The following is a 26,602-nucleotide window of genomic DNA, read 5'->3' on the forward strand; positions in this document are numbered from 1 at the left end:
AGCTTATTTATAATATCATCTCTCACTTGTCTTGTCAATAACTTTTTTAAAGTTTTGGAACCTTTTCAAGTTTGTGGCAAGTCAGTTAAGACAACTTTTATATCTTATCACCCAAATCAATGCTTGTCAATAGGTTTTTTGAAAAAAATAAAGGAAGCATGTCTCTCAACCTACTTCCCTTCTTTTTATTTATTTAGCTTCAATCAAACCGTAGTTTCCGTCTTCTCGTTTATAGAGAACATTAGTTGTATGATCTTCACTATCTGTATAGATAAAGAAGTCATGCCCCAACAACTCCATTTGAAGGATAGCTTCTTCAACATCCATTGGTTTCAACTCAATGTTTTTAGTTCTTACAACTTCAACAGCTGGTGCTTCTTCAACTTGTTCGTTATTAAAATCAGCTGAGAACACTTCTCCTGTTGGAACTTTTTCACGATGCTTACGTGCAATTTTTGTTTTGTTTTTACGGATTTGTCTTTCAATCTTATCAACCACTAGGTCAATAGAACCATACATATCTTGCGAAACATCTTCTGCTCTTAGTGTTACAGAACCTATTGGAATAGTAACCTCTACTTTAGCTGTCTTTTCGCGATAAACCTTAAGATTTACACGTGCATTCAATTCTTGGTCTTCGTTGAAGTATTTTTCAACTTTGCTAAGTTTACTTTCAACATAGTCACGAAGTGCTTCAGTTACTTCGATGTTTTCGCCACGGATACTATATTTAATCATAAAAGACCTCTTTCTCGCTTGTTAGCGTTTTCTTTATCTTTATTATATCCTTTTCATGAAAATTTGCAAGGATTTTTATTATCTAGCTAGTGAAAAGGTCAAAACTTCTTTAATACCTCTACCTTCTAACAGTTGAACCATCTGATATAAAGTGGAACCCGTTGTATAGATATCATCCACTATAATAATCTTATCTGGTAGATTTATACCTTCCTTGAGACAGAAGGCATTATCTTGACTTAGACGCTCCTCGCGTGTTTTTGAGGATTGCTTCTCAATATCTCTTTTCTCAAAGATATCCCGATAGGGAATTCCCTCTATCAATCCCTCAACTTGGTTGAATCCTCTTTCTGCCAAGCGTTCTTCCGATAATGGGACTGGTGCTATGGTATAACCTTTCTTCAAAAATGGTTTTAAGTTGTTTTTAATATCTTGTTGAAATATTTTTCTAAGACAATAGTCTCCCATAAATTTATAGCGACTAAAATACTCTTTCATATTTTCTTCATATCGATAAATAGCAAGGTGCTTAGGAATATAGCCTTTTTTCATCCAAAGTTTACAATCAATACAAGCATCTCCATATAACTCTTTGTTACAATTTTGACATCTTTCTTTTGAGAGGTTTTTAAACTGATGTTTACAAGATCGGCAAGAGTACTCTTTTCTTTGGTTAAACATAATGAGGTCTCTTAATTTTGGTAGCGATTCAATCCAATCATTACATAGCAGACACTTCATTGTTAAACCCTCCTTTTTTATTCATAACCTTTATCTCTTCTCGACACCGAAGCATTGATTTGGATAGTCCTTCATGAAAGAAATAAAGCTTTCCTGTCGGTCTATCTGGTGATCTTCCAACTCGACCTCCAATCTGAATAAGACTCGAACTAGTATATAAGTGATGATTTGCCATACAAACAAAAACATCTACTTGTGGAAAGGTTACACCACGTTCGAGGATAGTTGTTGTAACTAAGATAGACAGTTCTTTTTCTCGGAACTTCTCTACGATAGTTGAACGCTCCTCGCTTTTTGAGGAAACAAAGGCCATTTTTTCATCTGGAAGATATTTTTGTAGAATACTTGTAAACTTTTCACCTATCGCTATATTTGGAAAGAAGATTAATAGAGGAAATTTTGATTTACGTTGCTTTTTAATCTGATAAAGAAGAGGTCTTGGAAGCTTGCCTCTTGTCAGAGATTTTTGTAATCTGCCCTGCCAGAAGAATTTAGGAAGTACTAAAGGATTTCCATGGAAACGTCTAGCAAGGTGATGTTTTTCTAAAGTCCCAAGTCGAACTTGCTCTTCTAAAGATAATGTTGAAGTCGCTGTTAAGTAAATAAATCGACCGGTTTCGGTCTTCGCCTGTTCTACAGCATGATTTAACATGACATTTCCTACAAAAGGATATGCGTCTACTTCATCTACAATAACTAAGTCAAAACTCTGGTAAAACTTTAGTAGTTGATGTGTAGTAGCTATTACAAGCGGACTACCATCATATGGTTCACTCTCAGCATGAAGCAGGGAAATACTACAAGTAAAATCCCTCTTCATACGTAGAAATAATTCTCGACAAACATCAACCCTAGGACTTGCGATAGCTACATGACCTTTATTTTCCAGAACATAGGCAACGATGTTATAAATCATTTCTGTCTTACCAGCACCGGTCACAGCATGTACGAGACTATCTTTCTGCTTTTGATAAGTTCTCAAAAGTTTCTCTGAGACCTTAGCTTGATAGGGAGTCAGTTCTCCAAACCACTTCAAAACAGGAAATTCAATTTCTGATGTTTTGGAAGGAAAATAATAAAGTTCTTTTCCTTCTTGGTTTCTACCAAAGACAATACATGCTCTACAATAATACTGACCTCCCGGTAATTGCCAATCTTCCTCTATCCGACTGTAACATCTTTTACATCTAAGTTGTTTATCGATCTTTATCATACTTTCTAATGTTAAAGCCTCTGAGTGATAGTTCACTGGCAACTGCTCTTTCGTAAATAGTCGTCCATAATATTCTTTAGGTACCATATCTTTCTATTCGAAAATATGTTTGAATTCATCTTTTTATGATAAAATTTTTTTATGGATTACAAAACTATTGCCAACGATGGAATCGTTGAAGAAGAAATAAAAAAATCTCGTTTTATTTGTCACTTGAAACGTATTAGTAGTGAAGAGGAAGGAAGAGAGTACATCGCTCAGATAAAGAAAGAGCATCACAAGGCCAATCACTCTTGCTCTGCAATGATTGTTGGAGATGATGGTCAAATTAAGCGTTCGAGTGATGATGGCGAACCTTCTGGAACAGCTGGTGTGCCTATGCTTACTGTTCTAGAAAAACAAGGACTTACTAATGTCGTAGCAGTTGTGACTCGTTATTTTGGAGGAATCAAACTTGGGGCAGGTGGTCTTATCCGCGCATACTCTGGTAGCGTTGCTCATGCTATTGAAGAAATTGGTCGAGTCGAAGTCAAGGAATTAACAGGACTAACCGTAGAGTTAACCTACTCTCAGTACCAAGTTTTCTCCAACTTCCTTGAAAAAGAAGGACTCCAAGAATTTGATACAACTTTCTTATCAGATGTTTCTACTACTTTATTTGTCGAAGAGTCTGATATTGAAAGACTTGGTCAGGAACTAACCGAATTCTATCAGGGGAAAGTTAATTATGAAAAATCTGGAAAGAAAATCGTTGAAATTCCAATCTGATAGTCAAACGTTATCACAGTGATAAAGAAGATGTATTTTACAAGTTGAGCCTACCGTCGTATACTTAAAACCATCAATCAAAGATTAAGAGGATTTTAAATATGACAATTTACAACTCAATCACTGAACTTGTTGGAAAAACACCTGTTATTAAACTTAACTCTATTGTTCCAGAAGGATCAGCAGATGTTTACGTAAAACTCGAAGCCTTTAACCCTGGTTCTTCAGTAAAAGACCGTATTGCTCTTCGTATGATTGAAGATGCTGAAAAAGCTGGTACGATTAAACCTGGTGATACCATTGTTGAACCAACTTCAGGTAACACTGGTATTGGTCTCGCTTGGGTTGGTGCTGCTAAAGGCTATAAAGTTGTTATCGTAATGCCTGACACAATGAGTGTTGAACGTCGTAAAATCATCCAAGCTTATGGAGCTGAACTTGTATTGACTCCTGGTAGCGAAGGAATGAAGGGTGCGATTGCTAAGGCTAAAGAAGTTGCTGCTGAACGCAACGGTTGGGTACCACTTCAATTTGCCAACCCATCAAACCCAGCTGTCCACGCAGCTACAACTGGTCAAGAAATTCTTGAAGATTTTGGTGCAGAAGGTTTAGATGCCTTTGTTGCTGGTATCGGTACTGGTGGTACTATTTCAGGTGTTTCAAAAACCCTTAAGGCTGCCAATCCAAATATCAAGGTTTATGGTATTGAAGCTGACGAATCTGCCGTCTTGAATGGTGATAAACCAGGACCACACAAAATCCAAGGTATCTCAACTGGTTTCATTCCTGACACATTGGACACAAAATCATATGACAGTGTTGTGCGTATTCCTTCTGATGAAGCTATCGCAACATCACGTACATTGGGTAGCCAAGAAGGTTTCCTAGCTGGTATCTCATCAGGTGCTGCTATTGCTGCTGCCCTTAAAGTTGCCGCTGAGCTTGGCGAAGGCAAAAAAGTCTTGACACTCTTGCCTGACAATGGTGAGCGTTACCTCTCTACAACACTTTACGATTTTCAAGACTAATAAAAAAGAAGCTAGAACATAATGTTCTAGCCTCTTTTTATTGTATAAAGTTCAAGCCTGTAGTTCATTAATTACTAGAAAAAAGCAAAGATTATTATCTCATTTCCACTGAACTGTTCCTACAAACTTTCTATTTTTTGGGATAACTAAAGTCTTAAGAATTTAGTTTGTTTTATCCTTTTTATTAGTCTAACTCTTTTGCTTCTGTTTCTGCAATTTCAGTAACTGTAAATCCTGCTTCTACAAAAACCTTCTTGAGTTGGTCAATTCCAATCTCTCCTTCAACTTGGAGTTCGACACGAAGTACAGTGTCATTTTTAGGCGCAACAATTGTACGTTCGATGTTGAGATTCTCGCTAGCGATAAGGTTCGCAATTTTTTCCAAAACACGTGGAGTATCTGGAACTTCCAACCCAATACGAATTCCAGCTTGACCATAACCAGAAATTTCTAAGAAAGCACGAAAGACATCTTTATCTGTGATAATTCCTGAAATTTGGTCATTGTCCACAACCGGAAGAACTCCAACTTTATTTTGAAGCATGATATAGATTGCATCCTCAAGGCTAGCATATTTGGAAACAGTGAGGACATTCTTAATCATGATATCTCCTACCTTTGTCTTATTAAGGAGATAGTTCATTTCATAAATTGACAAGCTTGTTGCTTTTGATGGTGAAGCCTCCGCCATTGTACCTTCTGTAATAAGCCCAACAAGTTTATCGTGTTCAATTACCGGCAAACGGCGCAACCCTTTATCACGCATAATATCTGCAGCTACTGCAACTGTTGTTTCTGGTGAGACATAAACCACACGTTTCGTCATAAAATCTTTTACTGCCATATTTCATTTTCCTCCGAATGATTTCTTACTTGTATTATACCACACTAATTGTAACCGATTGCAATATTTTACTGAAAAATTAGTATTTTACAATTAGTATGAGACGATAGAAAAACGCCCTCGGGCGCTTTTTCTTATCCTCCAAGATAGGCTTTACGAACTTCATCTGATGCAAGAAGTTCTTCACCAGTACCTGAAAGAACCACTTTACCAGTTTCAAGAACGTAACCACGGTCTGCAATTGACAAAGCCTTATTGGCATTTTGCTCAATCAAAAGAACGGTAGTCCCTTGTGCCTTAATATCTTCGATAATATCAAAAATTTCCTGAATAAAGATTGGAGCAAGTCCCATTGAAGGCTCATCCAAAAGCAAAAGTTTTGGACGACTCATAAGGGCACGGCCCATTGCAAGCATTTGTTGTTCACCACCAGAAAGTGTCGCTGCATCTTGATTCTTACGTTCTTCTAGGCGTGGGAAACGTTGGAAGACTTTTTTCAAGAGAGCTGTGTTCTCTTCTTTGTTTGTATGAAGGAAAGCTCCCATTTCAAGATTTTCCATTACGGTTAATCCTGCAAATACATGACGTCCCTCAGGTACTTGAGCTAAACCTTCAGCAACAATCTTACGTGCAGGTGTTTTATGAATATCATTTCCGAGATAAGAAATGGTTCCCTCAGTTGGACGAACAAGACCTGAGATTGTACGAAGAATTGATGTCTTACCTGCACCGTTAGCACCGATTAGAGTTACAACTTCACCTTCATTAACTTCAAAGCTGACGTTTTTAACAGCTTCAATAGATCCATATTTAATTGAGAGATTTTCAACTTTCAACATAGCCATTATGCTTCACCTCCCAAATAAGCTTCAATAACGCGTTTGTTATTCTTAATTTCATCAGGTGTTCCTTCTGCAATCAAGCGTCCATATTCCAAAACATAGATACGCTCAGTAACATCCATGACCAAACTCATATCATGCTCAATTAAGATGATTGTAATACCGAAGTCTTTTTGAATTTGACGAATATGAGCAGTCAATTCAGCTGTTTCTTGTGGGTTCATACCCGCAGCTGGTTCATCAAGGAAAAGAATTTTTGGTTCTGTTGCAAGCGCACGAACAATTTCCAAATGACGTTGTTGTCCGTAAGCCAAGTTTTTCGCAAGTGTATCTGCCTCTCCATCCAAGTTGAAGATAGCCAAGAGTTCCATAGCTTTTGCTTTTAACTCTTCTTCACTTGAATAGTACTTAGGCAAACGCAAAAGAGATGCAAAGAAATTTGAAGGTTGCTTATTTGACAAACCAACAAGAACATTTTCAAGCACAGTCATGTCTTTGAAAAGACGGATATTTTGGAAAGTACGTGACAAACCGAGTGAAGCGATTTTATAAGGTGCTTTACCATTTAGGATTGTACCGTCAAGTGTAACCGTTCCTTCACTTGGCTCATAGACACCTGTCAAAAGGTTGAACAAGGTTGTTTTACCAGCACCGTTTGGTCCGATAAGCCCAACCAACTCACCTTCATTGAGTTCCATTGAAACATCACCAACGGCAGTCAAACCACCGAAGTTTTTAGTTAGATTTTTAACTTCAAGAAGTGCCATTTTTATTTGCCCTCCTTAGATTTATTGAAGAATTTTGAGAGATAGAGTTCTTTTGTTCCAAGAAGTCCACCTGGACGGAAGAGCATTACAAGAATCAAAGCCAAGGCGTAAATAATCATACGAAGGTTTGAAACGTTTTGGAGGAACATGTTGATAATACCAAGAACAACAGCGGCAATGATAGTACCTGTGATAGATCCAAGACCACCAAGAACGGCAATGATAAGGTAATCAATTGATTTCATGATAGTGAAATCTTTTGGCACAACTGTACCGATGTAGCTGACATAAAGTGAACCAGCAATCGCTGAAATCATGGCACCAATAACAAAGATAAGAACCTTCATTTTTGTGACATTAACACCCATTGACTCAGCAGCAATTTCATCTTCACGAAGAGTGATTGCTTGACGTCCAGTTGCTGAACGCAAGAAGTTGAGTACCAAAATTGTAATGATAACGACAAAGAAATAAATTACAGGCCAACTTGTATAAGGAAGGATACCTGTCAAACCAGCGGCACCATTAGTCAATTCACCACCATTAACGATAATGATACGGATGATTTCAGCCATACCAAGAGTTGCAATGGCAAGGTAGTCACCTTTCAAACGAAGGGTAGGTAGACCAAAGATAAGGGCAACAATAGCTGCGATGATGACACCGACAACCATTGAGAGGTAGAAACCGTCATATGTTGGCATCATACCAGTGATGATAGCTGATGAATAGGCACCAATTGCCATGAAACCAGCTTGTCCAAGTGTAAATTGTCCTGAGAAACCAAGAACCAGGTTAGTACCAAGTCCCATAAGAATTGAGATTCCAATCCCCATTAAGATTTGGATGTAGTAAAGGTTCATGATACCTGAAAGTTCAAGACCTTTCAAGATAAGGAAGAGCCCAATGATAAGACCAAACCAAATAAGGTTTACTTTTAGATTTTTCTTCATGTCTTACACCTTCTCTTTCACATTTTTACCGAGGATACCCGCTGGACGAACCAAAAGGATAACGATCAAGACACCATAAACGATGGCATCACGGTAACTTGACAAACCAATTGCAGTTGATAATGTCTCCAAAATACCGATAACAAATCCACCAAGTGCTGCACCAGGGATAATACCGATACCACCAAGAACGGCAGCAACAAAGGCTTTAATACCTGGTGTCATACCCATAAGAGGTTCGATAGAGTTATAGTAAAGACCAATAAGGACACCCGCCGCCCCTGCTAGTGATGATCCAAGAGCAAAAGTGAAGCTGATAGTGTTATTAACATTAATACCCATCAATTCAGCTGCATCACTGTCTACAGATACGGCACGCATAGCTTTACCCATCTTAGTCTTTTTAACAATCAATTGAAGAGCAACCATAAGGACAAGGGCAACTACCAAGATAAGCAATTGCACATTTGTTACAGAGATTGATCCAAGATGATAAGTCTCAATTGCAATCTTTTGAGGGAATGAACGTGTATCTGCACCTACAAAGAGAACCATGATGTACTCAAGGAAGAATGAGACACCAATAGCCGTAATCAAGGCAGAAATACGTGTCGAATTACGGAGTGGGCGATAAGCCAAGAACTCAATGACAACCCCTAAAATCGCACAGACAAGCATAGCAAAGACAAGGGCAACCCAGAAATTCATTCCGAGGCTATTAATCGCATAGTAACCAACGAAGGCACCCATCATATAGATGTCTCCATGGGCAAAGTTAATCAATTTGATAATCCCATAAACCATGGTATATCCAAGGGCAAGTAAGGCATAGATACTACCCAAGATGATACCATTGACTAGTTGTTGGGGAAGTTGTTCAAAAAACATATTTAACCAAACTTTCTAGTTCATTTTTAGTATAGATAACAGATTATTTTTCAATTTCAACGGCTTCCGCTGAAACCTCTTCACCATTATCTCTTTTAACCATAAGAGCTGCTTTAATAGGGTTATGATCCTTATCAATCGTCATTTTACCTGTAACCCCGACAAAGTTTTTCAATTGTGCTAAGTTATCAGCAATATCAACTGATGTTTTCGCATCTTTTGATGCTTCTGCAATCATATAAACAGAATCGTAAGCTAGAGCAGCAAACATATTCGGGTCAGTGTTGTAGGCTTTCTTATATGCTTCGATGAATCCTGATGCCTTGTCAGAAAGAGCAACATTTGTTGAATATCCTGATACATAGTAGACGTTTGAAGCATTATTTTTACCTGCAAGCTCAGTAAATTTCGCATCACTGAATCCGTCAGGTCCAAGGATTGGTTTATCAATTCCAAGGTCACGTGCTTGTTTAGTGATAATACCAGTCTCAGTATAGTAACCAGGCATTACAATAGCATCATAATCAAGGTCTTTAAATTTAGTCAAGGCTGACTGATAATCCTTGTCCCCTGAAGCAAAGGTAGCTTCAGTAACGATTTGACCTTTATACTCACGCTTGAATTCATCCGCAATACCTTTGGCATAATCTGAAGCATTATCATAGTAGAGAACTACTTTCTTAGCATTCAAATTATTGTAAGAATAAGCTGCCAAAACTTTACCTTGGTAACTATCCTTGAAGGTTGTACGGAAAACGAATTTCTTCGTACCTTTAGCATCTACCGTAAGGTCGTCCTGCGTACCTGAAGGTGTCAGCAAAGGAACCCCTGTTTTTTGTGATACGAGGCTAGCCGCAGCAACAGCACCTGATGTCGCTGGACCAACGATAGCATTTACATTACTCTGAATAGCCAAGTTCGTTGAAGATGTTGAAGCTTCAGCATTTTCAGATTTATTATCTTTTGTGACAAGCTCAAGCTTTTTGCCATCGACGCCACCAGCTTTGTTAATTTCGTCAACAGCCAACTTAATACCATTCTGCTCCGCCTTACCATAGGCTGCAACGGCACCTGTCAACTCCATGTTAACACCAATTTTGATTGTATCGCCAATCTTAGTACCATTGGCATTAGCAGTCACATCTGGTGACTTGCCACAGGCAACCAAGAAAATGGAAGCAAAAAAGGCTAACACAATAAGTGTGATCTTTTTAGACATAAGATTTCTCCTTAATATTTTCTTAAAAAAGTTCATCTTATAGCTTACAGAATTATCAGACAATTGTCAACTACACATAACTAAGCTTTAGCGACAGTAATCGTTTCCATTACTTTAAGAATAACTCTTTAAAAAGAAAAAAACTTTTCTCTTATTAAAGAGAAAAGTTCTTAAACGGTTCAGGGACTGAGGTGTCGTAACGTTCCAGACTACCTACAAAGTCCATATCAATATCAGAATAGTAAGAAGGCAGAACTTTTTTCACTGCTTTCATTCCATCGAGCTCTTTCAAAATATCCTCGACCTTGTCCTCATCTACATAAAGGTGCACATAACGCATCTTAAAAGAATGGTAGACAACATCCCCAAACTTGGCAATTTTACGTAAGTCTCTATTGTAGTATAAATAAACAATAATGCCTTGACGCTTAATCATGACTCATCTTCTCCTTTATGTTAGTGTCTCCCTTTTTATGATGTGGTTTATGAGGGGCAAGAGGTAGCCCAGTATCAATAAAAATCTGATTTGAAACAGCTTGGGCAATCTCCTCACCAAGATTGGCTAAAATAGTCTGTAAATCGAACTCTGCCTGACGATAGCCAATAACCACCTCGTTTAAATCAATTTGACGCTTCATTCGCAAAACCTGACGTTTCAACTCTCTCACATCTGGTCTAAAAGCCTCATACGCCTTAGCAGTATCATAGCTATCCTTTAATTTTTGAAATGCAAAGAGTTGCTCTTGAAGTTCTCTATCATTTTCGAATTTCTGGCGTTTTAAACGATAATTCTCTACCTCAGGTAGCTTTAGAAAATACGAAACAAGATACTCTATAGCTTGATCAATCGCAAGCAACTCCTCATTGATTATTAACATGTTTTCTATTATAACACAAAAAGCCAGATGAAACGGTCCTTATACAACCGATTTGCATCTGACTTTTGTTTAAGACAAGCTCAGTTTATTTTAATTGGTTATTAGCCATGATTTCATCGATGAAACCATATTCAAGCGTTTCTTGAGCACTCATCCAATTGTCACGTTCAGCGTCTACATGAACTTTTTCAATTGGTTGTCCAGAATTATCTGCCAAGATTTGCTCCAAGTTATTACGTGTCTTGAGCAAGTGTTCAGCTGCGATAGCCATGTCTGTTTGTTGCGTACCGCCACCAGTACCACCCATTGGTTGGTGAATCATGTACTCTGCATTCGGCAACATGAAACGTTTACCTTTTGTACCGCTTGAAGCGATAATTGTTCCCATAGATGCTGCCATCCCCATAACGATAGTCTGAACATCAGACTTGATGAAGTTCATTGTATCAACAATGGCAAGACCTGCCGAAACGGATCCACCTGTTGTATTAACATAAAGATAGATATCTTTTGTATTGTCTTGAGCATCCAAGAACAAGAGTTGGGCGATAATTGAGTTTGCCATATTATCTTCAACAGGACCTGTTAACATGATGATACGATCCTTGAGCAAACGTGAGTAAATATCGTAAGAACGCTCACCGCGTGATGTTTGTTCAATTACTACAGGAATCATATGAATCCTCCTTTTAATATTGTCTTGATACTATTATATGATTTTAGTCAAATTAGGTCAAATAAAAAACATCATTCTTAGCACTCTTTCTAAAAGAGTGCTAAACTCTCCTAAACCAATCTCACTTAAAACTTATTAATCTAGTAAAAAAAGGGAAATTTTCCCTTTTCAACTTATTTTGTACCAAAGAGACGGTCACCTGCATCTCCAAGACCTGGAACAATATAACCGTTTTCATTAAGTTTCTCATCCAAAGATGCTGTGTAGATATCGATATCTGGGTGAGCATCTTGCAATTTTTTGACACCTTCTGGTGCTGCAACTAAGCAAACAAACTTGATATTAGCTGCACCACGTTTTTTAAGTGAGTCTACTGCCAAGATTGCTGAACCACCAGTCGCAAGCATAGGGTCTACTACAAAAATCTGACGTTGATCAATGTCTTCTGGTAATTTAACCAAGTACTCAACCGGCTCAAGAGTTTCCTCGTCACGATACATACCAATATGACCAACTTTAGCTGCTGGTACAAGGCTAAGGAAACCATCGACCATACCAATACCCGCACGAAGAATTGGAACAATCGCCAATTTCTTACCAGAAAGTTGTTTTTGTACAGTTTTGGTAATTGGTGTTTGAATTTCAACCTCTTCGAGAGGAAGGTCACGAGACACTTCGTAACCCATGAGCATAGCAATTTCATTAACTAGCTCACGGAAGTCCTTAGTAGAAGTATCCTCACGACGGAGGATTGAAAGTTTATGTTGAATCAGTGGATGTGAAATAACTTGAAATTTACCCATAATAGTTTCTTCCTTTGCTTTATACTCACTCCATTATATCAAAAAGGCAAAAAAAACGCTTGCTTTACTGCAAACGTTTTTGAAAAGGATTATTTTTTAGGCAAATGAATCTTTCCTGTGACCAAACCATAGCCAAGAAGAGCTAGACTTGCAATTGCTGCAAAGATAGTCGCCAAGATTGAAAGAATGTTGCTCTTTGAACCTTCTGAATCACTTGGTGTCTTAGGAGTCGTAGCAAGTTTGGCAGCAACTTTAGTATTGTTGTCTTTACTTGACTCATCAGACTTAGTTACTTCATCAGCTTTAGCGACTCCGTGAGACTGAACTTCCTCTTCAGACTTCGCTGGTTTTGGAGCTTCTGTTTCAGTGACAGACTCTTCTTTAACAGGAGTCGTTGAAACAGTTGGTCCAGTTGCTACAATAGCCTCTGGTACTGGTGACGCAATCTCTGTAGCTTGAGCTACTGGACGACGGTCACCCACAGAACCCTCTGTTGAAGGTTTCGCAGGAACCTCTACATGATGATCATCTGATGAATTATTATCATTAGATGGGCGATCTGTGAAATAAGGGAACGGATTACGAACTGGAGAATCTGGATTCGTCGGCGTTGCTGGTTTATCTTCTTTATTAGTTGATGGTTGATTATTGTCTGCTGGTTTAGAAGGTGTATCTGGTTTGTTAGACTTATCATCAACAGAATGATTACCTTCTGTTGGACTTACTGGTGTTTCTGGCTTATCTGCCTTCTTGTCTTTACCATCTTTAACAGTTACAGTCAAGACACCGTGAGCTTCAGAAACGCCTGTTGAACCATCAACTGTAGGATAAGTATGTGGTTTAAGACCATAACCCGATACCGCATAATAATCTACATTAAAGTCCTCGTTTGGCAATTTAGCACTGTTTTGATCGCCTACGTGTACCAAGCTTTCACTAGATTTATCCCAAATCCAGTCACCTTGATTCGTCATCTTAGGAAGAACTTCTGTAGTATCATCTGCATTCATCTTGATAAGGAAGCTTGGAGCCCACGTTGATTTATTCTCAGCACCGGCAATTCCACCACGGTTAGTCATGTAAGAAGTTACCAAAAGAGTATCTGATGAGCCTTCAACAGGAACCGCATAGTAAGAATAGGTAGATGTACGCCAGTCAGCTGGTACAGAGGCTGTCAAAACCACACCTGAGCCATTAAGTGGACGATATTCTCCACGGAGGCTATCTGATACGAATCCGAGCATGACAACGTCATCACCGACAGCTTCACGCGCTGCTACAGTACCTTCAGCATCCGTAGATTTATTGATACGTGAAGCAGTGAAGAGGTAATACTTGTTACCCATCTTAACAACACTTGGACGTTCTACTTCATCAGTAACCAAGTGGCTAGTAACAAGTGGTGTGTAAAGTTCAGCTACAGATGGATTTTTCTCATTGTCGTCAAGTTTCAAGATACCAATAGAACCATTTGCCCATGAAGCAAGGTTATAAAGGTGTTTATTATTGACAATATTGAGGAATGACTTAAGGTTAAAGGCGTCATCTCCTCCATAGTTTGACCAGTTGTAGATTTGTTTTTCGCCTTGGTAGTTTTCGTCACCTGTATTTGATTCGAAAATAAGGTAGCGGCTACCGTTATCTTCAATGATGTGTGGGTCACGAAGACAGTAGTTATCTGTACGGTCTGGATTTCCATCGTGGTTGTGGTCATCGTTGAAAGTACTCATGAATTTTGGATAACTTTGATAATGATAGTTATCCCCACCAAAGAGAATGTGGTCATTTTCAACTGACTTAATAACAACTTCGTCGTTTTCAACAGCTAGGTTAAGTGTAGCACTAGCCAATTGTTGCCAGTTCAATTTACCGCCACTAGTATCATTCTTAGTGTAGTAAAGTTGGATACTACCGTCAGAGTTTACCGTCGCTGAACCTGACCATTGTTGGTCATCTTCAAGGGCATTATAACCAAAGATTGGACCCGCATTTTTCCAATGCGTAAAGTCATTATCTCCGTATTTACTATAGAGCAAGTAAATGTGGTTTGAGTTTTTATTTGGTGCACCGGCCATTGAGATAACCAACTGATAACCGTTCCAGTTGCTTACTACACCTGACTCAGCATCTTGGACTGGCCAAGAATCCCAAACGTCGATTTCTTCTTTTTTCATCGTTTGGGCATCAACAGTGTTGAAAGCAGGCATATTGATGATTGTATCTGCTTTAAAGTAAGGAACTGCCAATTTGCTGTCTTGCTTCAAGAAGCTAGCAACGATATCTTTCAAGTTACGGTAAGTCAAGCTAGTACCTGTACCCTTGATAGCATCATCGCTAAAGTCAACTTTATTAAGTGCTTTAATTTCTTCCTCAGTCAAGGCAACGATTTGATCTGAGGTCATATTATCTTCAACAATAGACTTGATACGACCGTTAAGTTTGCTAAGGTTTGCATTAGCAGCGCTGTTTTCAGTAGGTTTAAGGGCTACTTCAGTATGTGTATCAGCTGTTTCTGAGCTTGCTGTTGAAGTTGGTGCTTCTACTGCAGCCTCTGATGTATGAGCTGGAGCAGAAACCGCAGCAACTGTTGATGAAGGTGTTGTTGCATCTGATGAAGATGTCACTACTGTGCTAGACGCCTTTTCTTCGACTACTGATGGAGTTGTGTTGCTTGGTTGTGTCTCTGTAACTGGTGTAGTTGTAACCTCTGAATGTGCAACTGAAGATTCAACTGCTTCTGAAGTTGCCACACTTGTTGCTGTTTCACTGGCTACCGTTAGAGATGCTGTGCTTGTTTCTGGTGTTGCTGTCGCAGTAGCTACAGCTGGTGCTGTTTCTGTAACTTGATCAGCTTTTACCTGAGTGGCACCTAAAAATGCCAAGGTACCAACAAGTGCTGATGTTGCCCCTACTGCGGCAACCTTACGGATGCTATAACGCATCTTTTTGCACTCTGCTTGCTTTGGTGCTACTGTATTTGACTGTGAATTAACTGTACTATCCATATAAAACTCTCCTTTTAGGTTTTTACATGTTTTATTCTATCATTTTTTAATCTAAATTCCAATCTTTTTTTAATGACAAATTGATATTTTTTGTAAAAAACTATTTTTTTGTTAAAATAATAACTACAAAATAAGTAATTTTATCAGGAAATATCACTATATGGAATCAAAATATTCACCTCTAATTTTAGCTCTCGTTTTTTTAATTTTATTTTTTGTTTTTATAATAAAAAATGAGAACGCTAACAATCCTTCCCAAAAAACAAATAAGGTTTCTGTGAGTCAAACCTTTCATCTAGCATCTCATAAAGGATGGTCTAACGACCTACAGACTATCGTGTGGAATCAAGAAAAAAATTACTATGATATCTATTTTCTACACTCTGTGGATGGGGCTACTGATCCTTTTGGACCCAACGGTCAAGATTGGACACATACAACGACTAAAGATTTTATCACCTATAGTAAACAAGAGACTGCTATACCAGCAAAGGGTGGTGACCCTAAAGAGGGGTGGCATTCTGCTTGGACAGGTAGTGTAGTCACAGATAGTCAGGGGATTTCTGGTATCCAAAACGAAGAACCTGTCGCCTATTTTACTGGACTCATGGATGATGGAAGCCAGGCAATCTATGCTAGTGCATCAAATGACAAGGGAGCTAGCTTTACTAATTCCCTAAAAGATGGTAAACCTTTATTGACAAAGGAACAATCCTATAACGGTAAAGATTTCCGCGATCCTTATGTCTTCCACTTCAAAGACAAATTACTCATGTATGTCGCTGAAGGTAACGCCTTAGGTATTTATCAATCTCAAGATGGTATCAACTGGACCAAAGAAGATAGCAAGGGAGACTCCAAAATCCTACCCGAAACATTTTTTAAGGGTCGTAACTGGCAGGACAACGCTCCTATCGAGTGTCCCGTTCTCAAAACAATGACAACAACTGACGGTCAGGACAAGCAAGTTCTCTTTTTTGGAGCTAAGGATACAGCTTCAGGCGAAACAACTGGAACCTACTATACTGTAGGGCATTTAGATGGTAACGGCTTATTTATTGCAGATACAGAAACAAAACGCTTAGATCAAGGCTCAGACTATTATGGCGCTAACTTCACTGGAAGCAATCGAATCGAAGAAAGCAATCATAACCTTATCAGTCTTGGCTGGGTTGGTAATTGGAATTACTTCACGTCAGGCATTCACAGTGACCAAGAGGCCAAGAGTGATTTTCTAAAAACTATCGGTTTTTACACTACACCCAGACAGCTACAACTGGATAAGAACGGTATTATTCAGTCTGCTCCCCTCTATAAAAATGAACAATTAACCCTCAAAAATCAAAACGGCAACATTTCGAGTCAAAGACCACTCACCAGTGACAATAGAAAACCTTGGATTGATAAAAGTCACAATCAGAATGCTAATGGCCTTCTTGACCTTGCTGAAAAAAATAGTGCGGGGTATTACCAACTGCATTTTTCAAATATTAAGAAAGAAGGAGGCTATATCTACATTGATATCTGGCAAGGCTCTGATTACGTTAAAATCGCCTACCAAATAACAAGTGGTACCTATCAGGTCTCTACCTATGCTGCTGAACTGAACAACAGCATGGATGGTAGTCAAACTGCCTCTTCTTACTATTACGATGGACTCTTAGGTAACGGTCAAGGTTATAAAGCTGACAGTCTCTATAAGGAAAATGATAATATCACTATAACGCTTATTACAGACAATCGTAGCTTGGAAATTTTCTTCCCCAATGGCCAAACCTACACTCTAGCCAGATTTAATACCTCTGGCAAGCAGGATGTCAAGGTTTTCTCCACTCAGGAAGATCTACTATTAAACTTGAAAATCTACGATGTACACTCATAACAATAATAAAAGTGATGCTATTTGCATCACTTTTATTATTTTCCAAAGACAGAAACGAGACGTTTAACTCCTTCAGCAACAACTGTAGTTGGCGTAGCTACGTTAAAGCGGAAATGTTTCTCTCCTTCAGAACCAAAAGTAATACCGTCATTTAGCACTACCTTGGCTTCTTCTTTAAGCAAACGTCCAAGTTCATTATGGTCTTGATCATAGGCTGAAAAATCAAGCCAAACCAAGTAAGTTCCCTCAGGTTTCATGACTTTGATATTAGTCTTTTCACTAAGTTCCTTGGTTAAAAGGTCAATATTAGTTTCAAAGACAGTCTTCAATTCCTCTAACCAAGGTTGCCCATAGGTCAGAGCTGCTTGGGTTGTAATCAAACCAATGGTTGGAATTTCATGTTGATTATTTGCCAACTGCTTTTGTTTAAAGGCTTTACGTAAGTCTTCATTTTCAATGATAGTAAAACTGTTTTTGGTACCAGCAATATTAAAGGTTTTAGTAGCCGAACTAAGCACCAAGGTAAAGTCCTTGTAAGCATCTGAAATGGTATTCATAGAGATGTGCTTATTCCCATATAGGGCTAAGTCTTGGTGGATCTCATCAGATACCAAGAGGACACCATGTTTCTGACACAAATCTGCTACCTTGGTCAATTCCTCTTTGGTCCAGACACGCCCACCTGGATTATGTGGGCTACAAAAAACATAAAGTTTAACATCATTCTCGACGATATCACGTTCCAATTGTTCAAAATCAATTTCGAAATGCCCATTAACCTTAACAAGACTATTTTCAATCAATCGACGATTATTCAAACGGACCGAACGAGCAAAAGGCGGATAAACTGGTGTGTTGATGAGAACAGCGTCGCCTTCTTTGGTAAAGGCTTGAATAGCTGTTGAAATGGCTGGAACAACACCTTCAATGAGAACAATACTCTCTTTATCAACGACGTAACCGTGTTGATTTTTTTCCCAATTAATGATTGACTGGTAAAGCTCTTCACTTGGATAAGGATAACCAAAAATATGTGTCTCAGCATAGTTGATAACTGCATCCCTAATCTCAGGAACAGGTAGGAAGTCCATATCAGCAACCCAAAGCTCAAGCAGTTCTGGATTACTTTCGGCTTCGTGCCATTTCATGGTATTTTGATCCAAGCGATTTGGTTGTGTTGTAAAATCATAACGTGTCATAGATAACTCCTTAAAGACTAAGGGCATTTTCCAAGTCAGCAATCAAATCTTGTGCTGCTTCAATACCAATTGAAAGACGAAGCAAGTCGTCTGTCAAACCATAGGAAGCACGCACATCACCTGGAATATCTGCGTGGGTTTGTGTCGTTGGGTAGGTAATCAAGCTTTCAACACCACCTAGGCTCTCCGCAAAGGTAAAGACTTTTAGGGAATTGATAATGGTTGGAATCTTGTCTTGATTAGCCACTTTGAAGGAAATCATACCACCCTTGCCTGGATAGAGGACTTCCTTAACAGCTGGTGACTTTTCTAAGAAAGCTACAACTTCTTGAGCATTGGCTGTCGATGCCTCCATTCGAAGTTTTAAGGTTTTAAGACCACGCATGAGCATATAGCTATCAAATGGTGACAAGGTAGGACCAGTCGTATTGAGGTTATAATAAAGTTTATCGTAGAATTCTTGGTTGCTGGTCACAACAACACCAGCCAAAACATCATTATGCCCTGATAGGTATTTAGTAGCTGAATGGACAACGATATCAGCACCTTGAGTAATCGGGGTTTGATAGATTGGGCTATAGAAAGTATTATCAACAATAACCACCGCACCCTTGTCATGAGCAATTTTGGCCACTTTTTCAATATCAAACTCAATCATAAGTGGGTTTGTCGGTGTTTCGATGTAGACAATATCGGTATCTTCTGTAATAGCCGCAATCATCTCATCTTCTGTATTTGTGTATTCAAAAAAGAAACGACCTTCTTTTTCCTTGTCATTAAACCAACGGAAAGAACCCCCGTAAAGATCACGCGCAGCTACAACCTTACTGCCTACTGGGAAAATTTCAAAAGCCAAAACAATGGCGCTCATCCCTGAACTTGTCGCAATAGCATAATCTGCTTTTTCAATAGCTGCAAGTGTTTTTTCCACTGTTGCGCGTGTTGGATTTTTAGTTCGTGTATAGTCAAAACCAGTAGAATGGCCAAATTCTGGATGTTGGTAAGTTGTTGAAAAATGAATTGGTGAAGCCAAGGCTCCTGTTGCTTCATCCGAATTGATTCCTGCGTGTGCCAAAATGGTTTCTAATTGATATTCTTGTGTCATAATGTGCCCTTTCTACATGGTAAAGTGGATATACTCCATATCTATGACCTCTATTTTATCACTATTTTCTGAAAATAATGGTAAGTTCATCATACGGATTCTTGATAGTTAGTTATAGTTTATTTCTATAACCTAAAAAGACAGATAGATACTGACTCTAATTTAAAATAAGGCCAATTTTTGAGATTGTCTAAAGTAGATTTTCAAGCATCAAAAAGTGCCTGAAACATCATAGTTTCAAGCACTAAAAAACGATTTAAAAGTCTTGCTTCAATCTAAGGTATGCCACTGACTTACTTTTTATCAAATAAGCGATATCTGATTTCTTCCAAAGCCATAATAACAAACGGACAAGCAAGTAAATAGAGCCAATCATCAAGTCCAATGGGTGCAGTGTTAAATAGCGTGTGGAAGAAAGGCACGTAAGACAGGATAATAAAGAGGACAATTTCTAAAACAATCCCTAAGCTAATAATCCGATTAGCAAATGGTTTAACTTGGAATATAGACCCTCTACCTTTACGACTATTCATAGCCATACCAATTTGAGTAAAGATAATAGCTCCTAAGGTCATGGTAGTTGCCTCTCGATAGAGAGGACCTGAGCTGGCCAAATGGTTTAAATTACCTTGATTAACCCAATAATTAAGGAAGAAAGCCCCCATAGCTAAGGCTGCTTCAATCAGTCCATACCAGACAAAAGCTTTAATCAATAATTGTCGATTGAGCAAGCGATCTGAAAGACGTCTTGGTGGTCTGTCCATAACGCCCTCTTCAGGCGGTTCAACCCCTAGCCCCAAAGCAGGCATCATATCTGTTCCCAGGTCGATGGCTAGGATTTGCATAACCGTTAAGGGAAGAGGTATACGTCCCAAAGAGAACAAGAAGAAAGCAGAGGGTACAGCTTCTGGTGTGTTGGAATTAAAAATGTAAGTCAGGAATTTTTGAATATTTCTATAAACTGCACGACCCTCTTCAACAGCATGAACAATAGAAGCAAAATGATCATCTGTTAAGATCATATCTGCAGATTCCTTGGCAACATCAGTTCCTGATAGCCCCATAGCTACACCGATATCAGCTTTTTTAAGGGCAGGGGCATCATTAACACCATCACCAGTAACAGCGACAACTTTGCCAAGTTCTTGAAGGGCGTTGACCACACGGTATTTTTGTTCAGGTGCTACACGAGCAAAAACGATTTCGCCTTTAAGAGCTTCCTTGAGCTGATTATCATCCATATCAGCTAGTTCAAGGCCTGAAACAACACGCGCATCGTCTCCTTGTACAATTCCGATTTTCTTAGCAATGCTAAGAGCTGTCAAGCCATAATCACCTGTCACCATGATAATACGAATACTAGCTCTATGACATTTTTCAATGGCTTCACGCACACCCTGACGTGGCGGATCACTCATGGCAACCAAGCCTAGAAAGACCATATTGTCCTCCAAGGTCTGCATGTCCCATTTGTCTTCTCCAACATGCTCACTGTCTAAAGGTCTATAGGCCACAGCTAAAACACGTAAACCGTCTCGGGCAAACTGGTCGTTGGCCGCAAGGATAGCCTGACGCTCAGTAGCTGTCAATGATTTAATCATTCCTTGATTATCATAATAGTCTGAGCAAAGCTCCATCACTTCTTTGGGAGCACCTTTTGTGATGGAGATATGATGACTGCCATCCAATCCTGAATCAAGCTTATGCACTGTTGTCATCCGTTTACGATCAGAATCAAAGGGGATTTCCTTGAGGCGAGGGGCCCAAGTATGATTGTCATTTAAATTAATTCCTGCTTTTTCGGCGAGAACATTAAGACAAGCCTCAGTTGGATCACCTAAAATTGTAAAATTGGGATTATCAGCACTAGGGGCCACAACTTGAGCATTACTAGCCAAATGAGAGAATCGGACCAAACGATTAAGAAGCTCATTTTCTTTAAGAGAAACAGGTTGCCCTTCCTGCTCAATCTGTCCTTCTGATGCATAACCCAGCCCAGTTACCTCATAACTATCTGACAAGGTCCATAGATGGTTAACCGTCATGGCATTTTGCGTCAAAGTCCCTGTTTTATCCGAACAAATAACAGAAGTTGCTCCCAGCGTCTCAACCGAAGACAGCTTCTTAACCAAAGCATGGTCCTTAGCCATGCGCTGAACGGCCATGGCTAAAGATAGAGTAACTGTGGGAAGAAGTCCTTCAGGAATAAAGGCCACAATCATCCCCAATGCAAAAATAAAGGCTTGAGACAAAGGCTGATGGACAAATAGAGTCGCTGCCACCATAAAGAAGAGACCTACAGACACCGCAATAACTGAAATCTGTTTAGTCAAATGGTCTAATTCTTTCTGAAGGGGACTCTTTTCCTGAGCAAGATTCTGTGTCAAATCCGCAATCTGTCCAAACTCAGTTTTCATCCCGATAGCAGATACTATAAAATGTCCAGAGCCAGAAGAGACAGTAGTCCCTGCAAATACCATATTGTCATACTCTAACTCAGTCTTGTCGGGAGTCAAATCCGCTTGATCTGACTTATAAATAGGATTAGACTCACCAGTGAGGGCAGACTGGTTAACCTGCAAATCTGTCACAGCGACCAAGCGTCCGTCTGCAGAAATACGGTCCCCTTCTTCAATGAAAACCAAGTCACCTGGTACCAAGTTCTGAGCTAGAATCTTATCCTCCTTACCATCACGAAGAACTCGCGCATAGGATGGAAGAAGCTTATTAAGAGCTGCCGTAGCCTGACTTGCCCTATATTCTTGAATAAAGCTAAAGAGACCATTAATAATGTTGACCAACCAAATTGCAATCCCCAACTCTAAGCTATGAGAAAGCATGGCGATAAAGCCACCAACCCACAATAAGAGGGCCATAAGACTAGTAAAATGTCTGAAAAAGGTCAGCCAAATAGGCTCCTTCTTACTTTCCTTCAATTGGTTAGGGCCATAAGTCGCCTGCCTCTCCTTAACCTCTTGTGAGCTCAAACCTTGAGGGCTTGTCTGCAAGACTTTGTAAACTTGTTCAGGAGGATAGGTCCCTAATTTTATATGTTCTTGTCTAGAATCAACCATAATCCTTTCCTCGATTCTAAATCATTAAAACGATTTCATTTTTTCACCCTCATTATACTCTTTTTTCAGAAATTGTTAAAAAGAAAAAAACCAAGCCACATGACTTGGTTTAGATTTTATTTAATATGTAATTTAGCACGTAGGCTAGCTGCTCGGGCACCAAGCAATTGATCAGCCATACGAGTTACAAGAGCAAGAACGCCATAGACACCGATTCCAAGGCCTCCTCCAATGACCAAGTAAATCACACTACCCATACGGCTTGTTGGTGACAGTACAAACTGGAACAACCAATAGAAGATCGCAACTGGAATAGCCATGAGCACTGTAAGGATACAGATGAGCAAGGCTTTTCTAAACACTGTCTTACGACTAAAGTGCGTAACAGTGTGGAGGTGATTATACATGAGAGCAATCGGAACACCTAAACCGATGGCTGTTGAAATAACCGGGCCAAGGGCTCCTAGGAAAATAATCAATGGTAACTGTAGGATTGCCTTAACTAAAACCCCAATCGCAAAATAGTTGATAGCTTTACGGGTTTCAAAGATTGCCTGAAGCATTGGTGCTAAAACGCTATACAAGGCCAAGAAAATAACTTGAATCAGACTGGCTACAAAGAGCAAGTGGGCCTGACTATCTGGCGCACCATAAAAGACTGTATAAAGTGGTTTAGCTAAAATCACTGATCCTACAATGGCGGGAACAATAAAGAGCAAAAGCAACTGTAAGTTATTGATAATCAGTTTAGCCGCTCCCTTAAGATCTTTCTTAACCATATTTTCCGTCAAGAGTGGAATCCCAACCCCGGCAATAGAAAGAGCAACGGCAATCAAAATCATGGTAATCTTACTTGGGTTTGAAGACAAGTAAGCATAGAGAACCTGAAGTTGACTGTTACTATAGCTTGTAAACTTCTCCATAGTACGGATAAAGGTCCATTGATCAATCAGTTGGAAAAGCTGAATAGCAGATCCAGTGATAATGAAAGGAATGGCTTCCTTAAAGGTTTCAATAACAATTGCAGTTGGATTGATATCCGGATGAACAGCCTGCTTGCCAAAAAGACTCTTGAGTTTCCCCTCCTTCCAAAGGTAAAAGAAAAGCACCCCATAACTAGCCAACATACCGATGAAAGCGGCAAAAGTCGATTGGACAACTGCTGTCACATAATCGCCTGTCCCAATTTTCATGATGAAGAAGGTCGCCAACAGCATCCAAATAACACGGATAATCTGTTCCGCAATCTGACTTAAGGCATAAGGCTTCATATTGTTAAAGCCTTGGAAAAAGCCTCGTAAAACAGACATGGATGGGAAAATAACAACTGCCCAAGAAAGACTACGCATGACGCGAACCAGATCCTCGTCTCCCCCAGAAAGGTAAGACATCCACGGCGAAGCAAAGTACATGAAAACGCCAAAGATCAGTCCGAGACCAATCATGTAATACAAGATACGCTTGAGTAAGAAGAAACTCGTCTCCATTTTTCCAAGAGTGTTGTATTTAGACACCTGTTTGGCAATTGCGACTGGAATACCTGCTGTTGAAATCAAGAGGAAAAGAGCATAAATATTATACCCTTGACCAAAGAGGGCATTGGCTTGGTCACCTTGTTTACCCATCCAAGCATACCAAGGAATAATGTAGAGTGCCCCCAATAGACGACTGATAATATTGGATGCTGTCATCCATGCCGTCCCTCTTAGCATCTGCTGCTGCTGTGTATCAGTTTTAGTTTCAGTCATAACTTTCTTTCTAGAGAATAAAATATAATCTAGTTTATTATAAACTTTTGGCTGTGACTTGTAAAACAAGAACATTAAGGCTAAAATAGGAACTATGATTACTATTGAACAAGTTCTAGAGGTTCTTAAAAAGGACCATAATTTTAGAGATATTATCGACCAAGACAACTACTACTATTCATGGACTGGAGTGACTTTTGATCATCTTTCTTATGATAGTCGTGATGTCACACCATCTTCCCTCTTCTTTGCCAAAGGGGCTGCCTTTAAGCCTGAATTTTTAGAGAATGCTGTCAAAGCTGGCTTGCGTTTCTACGTGGCTGAAAAAGATTATCAAGTGGGAATTCCTGCCATTATCGTATCAGATATCAAGCAGGCTATGAGCCTCGTTGCTCAGGCCTTCTACCAATACCCTCAAGACAAGCTTAAATTGCTAGCCTTTACTGGGACAAAAGGGAAAACTACAGCAGCCTACTTTGCCTTCAATATTCTCAAGCAAAGTCATAAACCTGCTATGCTTTCAACCATGAACACGACACTAGACGGAAAAACCTTCTTCAAGTCTACCTTAACAACACCTGAGAGTTTGGACCTTTTCCGTATGATGGCTGAAGCTGTTGCTAATGACATGACCCATCTGATTATGGAAGTCTCAAGTCAAGCCTATCTGACAAAGCGTGTCTATGGATTGACTTTTGATGTAGGTGTCTTTCTTAACATCAGCCCAGACCATATTGGGCCTATTGAACATCCAACCTTTGAAGACTACTTCTACCATAAGCGTCTCCTCTTGGAAAACAGTCGAGTTGTTATTGTTAATAGCGGTATGGATCACTTTGATTTTATCGCTGAGGAAGTTGCGGATAAAGAGCATGACTTCTATGGTAAAAACTCCGACAATGCTGTTAAACATGGCTCAGGTTTTAGCTTTAAGGCAAGTGGGAAATTAGCCGGTGACTATGATATCCAACTTATCGGTGACTTTAACCAGGACAATGCTATGGCTGCTGGTCTGGCCTGCCTACGTCTCGGAGCTAACCTTCAAGACATCAAGGAAGGAATCGCTCAAACCTCTGTTCCAGGGCGTATGGAGGTTCTAACCCAAACTAATGGGGCTAAGACATTTGTTGACTATGCTCACAATGGGGATAGCCTAGATAAGCTCTTACAAGTCGTAACCAGCCATCAAGATGGTCGTATTAGTCTAATTCTAGGGGCTCCAGGAAATAAAGGTGAAAGTCGTCGTAAAGACTTTGGACATGTCCTCAATACCTACCCTGATGTTGATGTCATCCTAACAGCTGATGATCCTAACAAGGAAGATCCTCTTGCTATCTGTCAGGAAATTGCTAGCCATATCAGTCGCGAGGTTCGTATCATTGTTGATCGAGAGGAAGCAATCAAAACAGCAATGTCTGAGACTACAGACTCTAAAGACGCTGTGGTTATCGCTGGTAAAGGTGCTGATGCCTTCCAGATCGTAAATGGTAAACGTGATAACTATGCTGGCGATATTGAAGTCGCTAAGAAATATTTGTAAAGATTTAATTAAAAAGATTCAATGATGTGTCATTGAATCTTTTTAATTCATCTCATTTTTACAAATTAAAGCAATACTACCGATAACGTCTCAATTGAGGTGGTTCATAAGACTGGACAAAAGCTGCAATTTCTGAAAAATCATCTGTAAAGAGGAATTTTGCTGCTGTTTCAGCCTCCAAAAAATCATGAGCAACCATGGTATCTAACATCGTTTTCATAGCATCATAATAGCCATTGAGATTGAAGAAAACACAGGGTTTGTCCAACTTACCGACTCGAGCAGCTGCAATAGCTTCAGAGATTTCTTCCAGTGTCCCTAGACCTCCTGGAAGGGCGATAAAGAGATCTCCTTGCTCTAGCATAGCAGTCTTTCGTTCTGCCATAGTTTCTACTATCGTCATTGAGGTTAACCCCTCATAAGCTATCTCCCTATCTTTGAGGAATTGTGGCATAATGCCATGAGCCTGTCCACCATTTTCCAAAACCGTATCACCAAGAACTCCCATAAGTCCCATCTTACTGCCACCATAGACTAGGGTATGCCCATTTTTAGCAATCCACTGACCCAAGGCAATCGTTGCTTTCTTAAAGCTAGGATTATCACCCATATTAGCTCCCAAATAGACCGTTACTTTCATTGAAGTCCTCCTTTTTATTCTATTATAACGCAAAATTCCTGCCATAACTGA

The 26,602-nt window shown here is 39.4% G+C and carries 23 protein-coding genes; 4 read left to right on the forward strand and 19 right to left on the reverse strand.

Annotated features, from left to right (window positions below):
• Positions 1-189 precede the first annotated feature (189 nt).
• The 3 genes from hpf to ADH51_RS02800 form a co-directional block, all read right to left on the reverse strand.
• Entirely contained in the window at positions 190-738 is a 549-nt protein-coding gene (gene hpf, locus ADH51_RS02790) for a ribosome hibernation-promoting factor, HPF/YfiA family (protein ID WP_048674252.1), read from the reverse strand.
• Between the two features lie 78 nt (positions 739-816).
• A complete protein-coding gene (locus ADH51_RS02795) occupies positions 817-1,479 on the reverse strand; it encodes a ComF family protein (protein WP_048674254.1) in 663 nt (220 codons plus the stop codon).
• Positions 1,460-2,779, reverse strand: coding sequence for a DEAD/DEAH box helicase (locus ADH51_RS02800; protein ID WP_048674256.1), 1,320 nt, complete (start codon positions 2,777-2,779; stop codon positions 1,460-1,462). The genes ADH51_RS02795 and ADH51_RS02800 overlap by 20 nt, the downstream gene beginning before the upstream one ends.
• 54 nt (positions 2,780-2,833) lie before the next feature.
• Between ADH51_RS02800 and ADH51_RS02805 the strand changes: the two genes are divergently transcribed.
• Both ADH51_RS02805 and cysK read left to right on the forward strand, forming a co-directional pair.
• Positions 2,834-3,460, forward strand: coding sequence for a YigZ family protein (locus ADH51_RS02805; RefSeq protein WP_048674260.1), 627 nt, complete (start codon positions 2,834-2,836; stop codon positions 3,458-3,460).
• Between the two features lie 101 nt (positions 3,461-3,561).
• Positions 3,562-4,488 (forward strand): cysteine synthase A, encoded by a 927-nt coding sequence (gene cysK, locus ADH51_RS02810; RefSeq protein ID WP_002883742.1) that lies wholly within the window; start codon positions 3,562-3,564, stop codon positions 4,486-4,488.
• A 184-nt stretch (positions 4,489-4,672) separates the two neighbouring features.
• Here cysK and ADH51_RS02815 read toward each other — a convergent pair whose 3' ends face one another.
• The 11 genes from ADH51_RS02815 to ADH51_RS02865 form a co-directional block, all read right to left on the reverse strand.
• The gene (locus ADH51_RS02815) at positions 4,673-5,332 is read right to left on the reverse strand and encodes a CBS and ACT domain-containing protein (protein ID WP_048674261.1); all 660 of its coding nucleotides are present in this window, start codon (positions 5,330-5,332) and stop codon (positions 4,673-4,675) included.
• Between the two features lie 134 nt (positions 5,333-5,466).
• The gene (locus ADH51_RS02820; protein ID WP_014633927.1) at positions 5,467-6,177 is read right to left on the reverse strand and encodes an ABC transporter ATP-binding protein; all 711 of its coding nucleotides are present in this window, start codon (positions 6,175-6,177) and stop codon (positions 5,467-5,469) included.
• Positions 6,177-6,941 carry an ABC transporter ATP-binding protein gene (locus tag ADH51_RS02825; protein WP_048674265.1) on the reverse strand — a complete coding sequence of 255 codons (765 nt, stop codon included), beginning with the start codon at positions 6,939-6,941 and terminating at the stop codon, positions 6,177-6,179. The genes ADH51_RS02820 and ADH51_RS02825 overlap by 1 nt, the downstream gene beginning before the upstream one ends.
• A 2-nt stretch (positions 6,942-6,943) precedes the next feature.
• The gene (locus ADH51_RS02830) at positions 6,944-7,894 is read right to left on the reverse strand and encodes a branched-chain amino acid ABC transporter permease (RefSeq protein ID WP_002883720.1); all 951 of its coding nucleotides are present in this window, start codon (positions 7,892-7,894) and stop codon (positions 6,944-6,946) included.
• Between the two features lie 3 nt (positions 7,895-7,897).
• Positions 7,898-8,782, reverse strand: a complete 885-nt coding sequence (locus ADH51_RS02835; RefSeq protein ID WP_002890014.1) for a branched-chain amino acid ABC transporter permease — start codon at positions 8,780-8,782, stop codon at positions 7,898-7,900.
• 43 nt (positions 8,783-8,825) lie between these two features.
• Entirely contained in the window at positions 8,826-10,001 is a 1,176-nt protein-coding gene (locus ADH51_RS02840; protein ID WP_048674267.1) for an ABC transporter substrate-binding protein, read from the reverse strand.
• A 154-nt stretch (positions 10,002-10,155) separates the two neighbouring features.
• Positions 10,156-10,437, reverse strand: a complete 282-nt coding sequence (locus tag ADH51_RS02845) for a DUF2129 domain-containing protein (RefSeq protein ID WP_037599045.1) — start codon at positions 10,435-10,437, stop codon at positions 10,156-10,158.
• Positions 10,430-10,879 carry a YlbF family regulator gene (locus ADH51_RS02850; RefSeq protein ID WP_037599044.1) on the reverse strand — a complete coding sequence of 150 codons (450 nt, stop codon included), beginning with the start codon at positions 10,877-10,879 and terminating at the stop codon, positions 10,430-10,432. Before ADH51_RS02850 ends, ADH51_RS02845 begins: the two co-directional genes overlap by 8 nt.
• A gap of 85 nt (positions 10,880-10,964) precedes the next feature.
• A complete protein-coding gene (locus tag ADH51_RS02855) occupies positions 10,965-11,555 on the reverse strand; it encodes an ATP-dependent Clp protease proteolytic subunit (RefSeq protein ID WP_048674269.1) in 591 nt (196 codons plus the stop codon).
• A gap of 173 nt (positions 11,556-11,728) precedes the next feature.
• Complete coding sequence (gene upp / locus ADH51_RS02860) at positions 11,729-12,358, reverse strand: uracil phosphoribosyltransferase (RefSeq protein ID WP_002883819.1); 630 nt, start codon at positions 12,356-12,358, stop codon at positions 11,729-11,731.
• 89 nt (positions 12,359-12,447) lie between these two features.
• Positions 12,448-15,363, reverse strand: a complete 2,916-nt coding sequence (locus ADH51_RS02865; protein WP_037599043.1) for a glycoside hydrolase family 68 protein — start codon at positions 15,361-15,363, stop codon at positions 12,448-12,450.
• Positions 15,364-15,523: 160 nt separating this feature from the next.
• Here ADH51_RS02865 and ADH51_RS02870 point away from each other — a divergent pair, with 160 nt between their 5' ends.
• Complete coding sequence (locus ADH51_RS02870) at positions 15,524-17,245, forward strand: glycoside hydrolase family 32 protein (RefSeq protein WP_048674271.1); 1,722 nt, start codon at positions 15,524-15,526, stop codon at positions 17,243-17,245.
• 35 nt (positions 17,246-17,280) lie between these two features.
• Here the strand turns inward: ADH51_RS02870 and ADH51_RS02875 are convergent, their stop codons facing one another.
• From ADH51_RS02875 to ADH51_RS02890, 4 genes are all read right to left on the reverse strand, one after another.
• On the reverse strand, positions 17,281-18,444 hold the full coding sequence (locus ADH51_RS02875) for a MalY/PatB family protein (RefSeq protein ID WP_021151464.1): 1,164 nt from the start codon (positions 18,442-18,444) through the stop codon (positions 17,281-17,283).
• Positions 18,445-18,454: 10 nt separating this feature from the next.
• Complete coding sequence (locus ADH51_RS02880) at positions 18,455-19,549, reverse strand: cystathionine gamma-synthase (protein ID WP_002890005.1); 1,095 nt, start codon at positions 19,547-19,549, stop codon at positions 18,455-18,457.
• A 293-nt stretch (positions 19,550-19,842) separates the two neighbouring features.
• Positions 19,843-22,623 (reverse strand): cation-translocating P-type ATPase, encoded by a 2,781-nt coding sequence (locus tag ADH51_RS02885; RefSeq protein WP_048674274.1) that lies wholly within the window; start codon positions 22,621-22,623, stop codon positions 19,843-19,845.
• Between the two features lie 116 nt (positions 22,624-22,739).
• On the reverse strand, positions 22,740-24,371 hold the full coding sequence (locus ADH51_RS02890; protein WP_037597440.1) for a putative polysaccharide biosynthesis protein: 1,632 nt from the start codon (positions 24,369-24,371) through the stop codon (positions 22,740-22,742).
• A 94-nt stretch (positions 24,372-24,465) separates the two neighbouring features.
• Between ADH51_RS02890 and ADH51_RS02895 the strand changes: the two genes are divergently transcribed.
• Entirely contained in the window at positions 24,466-25,911 is a 1,446-nt protein-coding gene (locus tag ADH51_RS02895; RefSeq protein ID WP_048674276.1) for a UDP-N-acetylmuramoyl-L-alanyl-D-glutamate--L-lysine ligase, read from the forward strand.
• Positions 25,912-25,987: 76 nt separating this feature from the next.
• Here the strand turns inward: ADH51_RS02895 and ADH51_RS02900 are convergent, their stop codons facing one another.
• Complete coding sequence (locus ADH51_RS02900; RefSeq protein WP_048674278.1) at positions 25,988-26,551, reverse strand: TIGR00730 family Rossman fold protein; 564 nt, start codon at positions 26,549-26,551, stop codon at positions 25,988-25,990.
• Positions 26,552-26,602: the final 51 nt, after the last annotated feature.

Origin of the sequence: Streptococcus sp. 449_SSPC (genome assembly GCF_001073005.1) — a bacterium.
GTDB classification, from domain to species: domain Bacteria; phylum Bacillota; class Bacilli; order Lactobacillales; family Streptococcaceae; genus Streptococcus; species Streptococcus salivarius_F.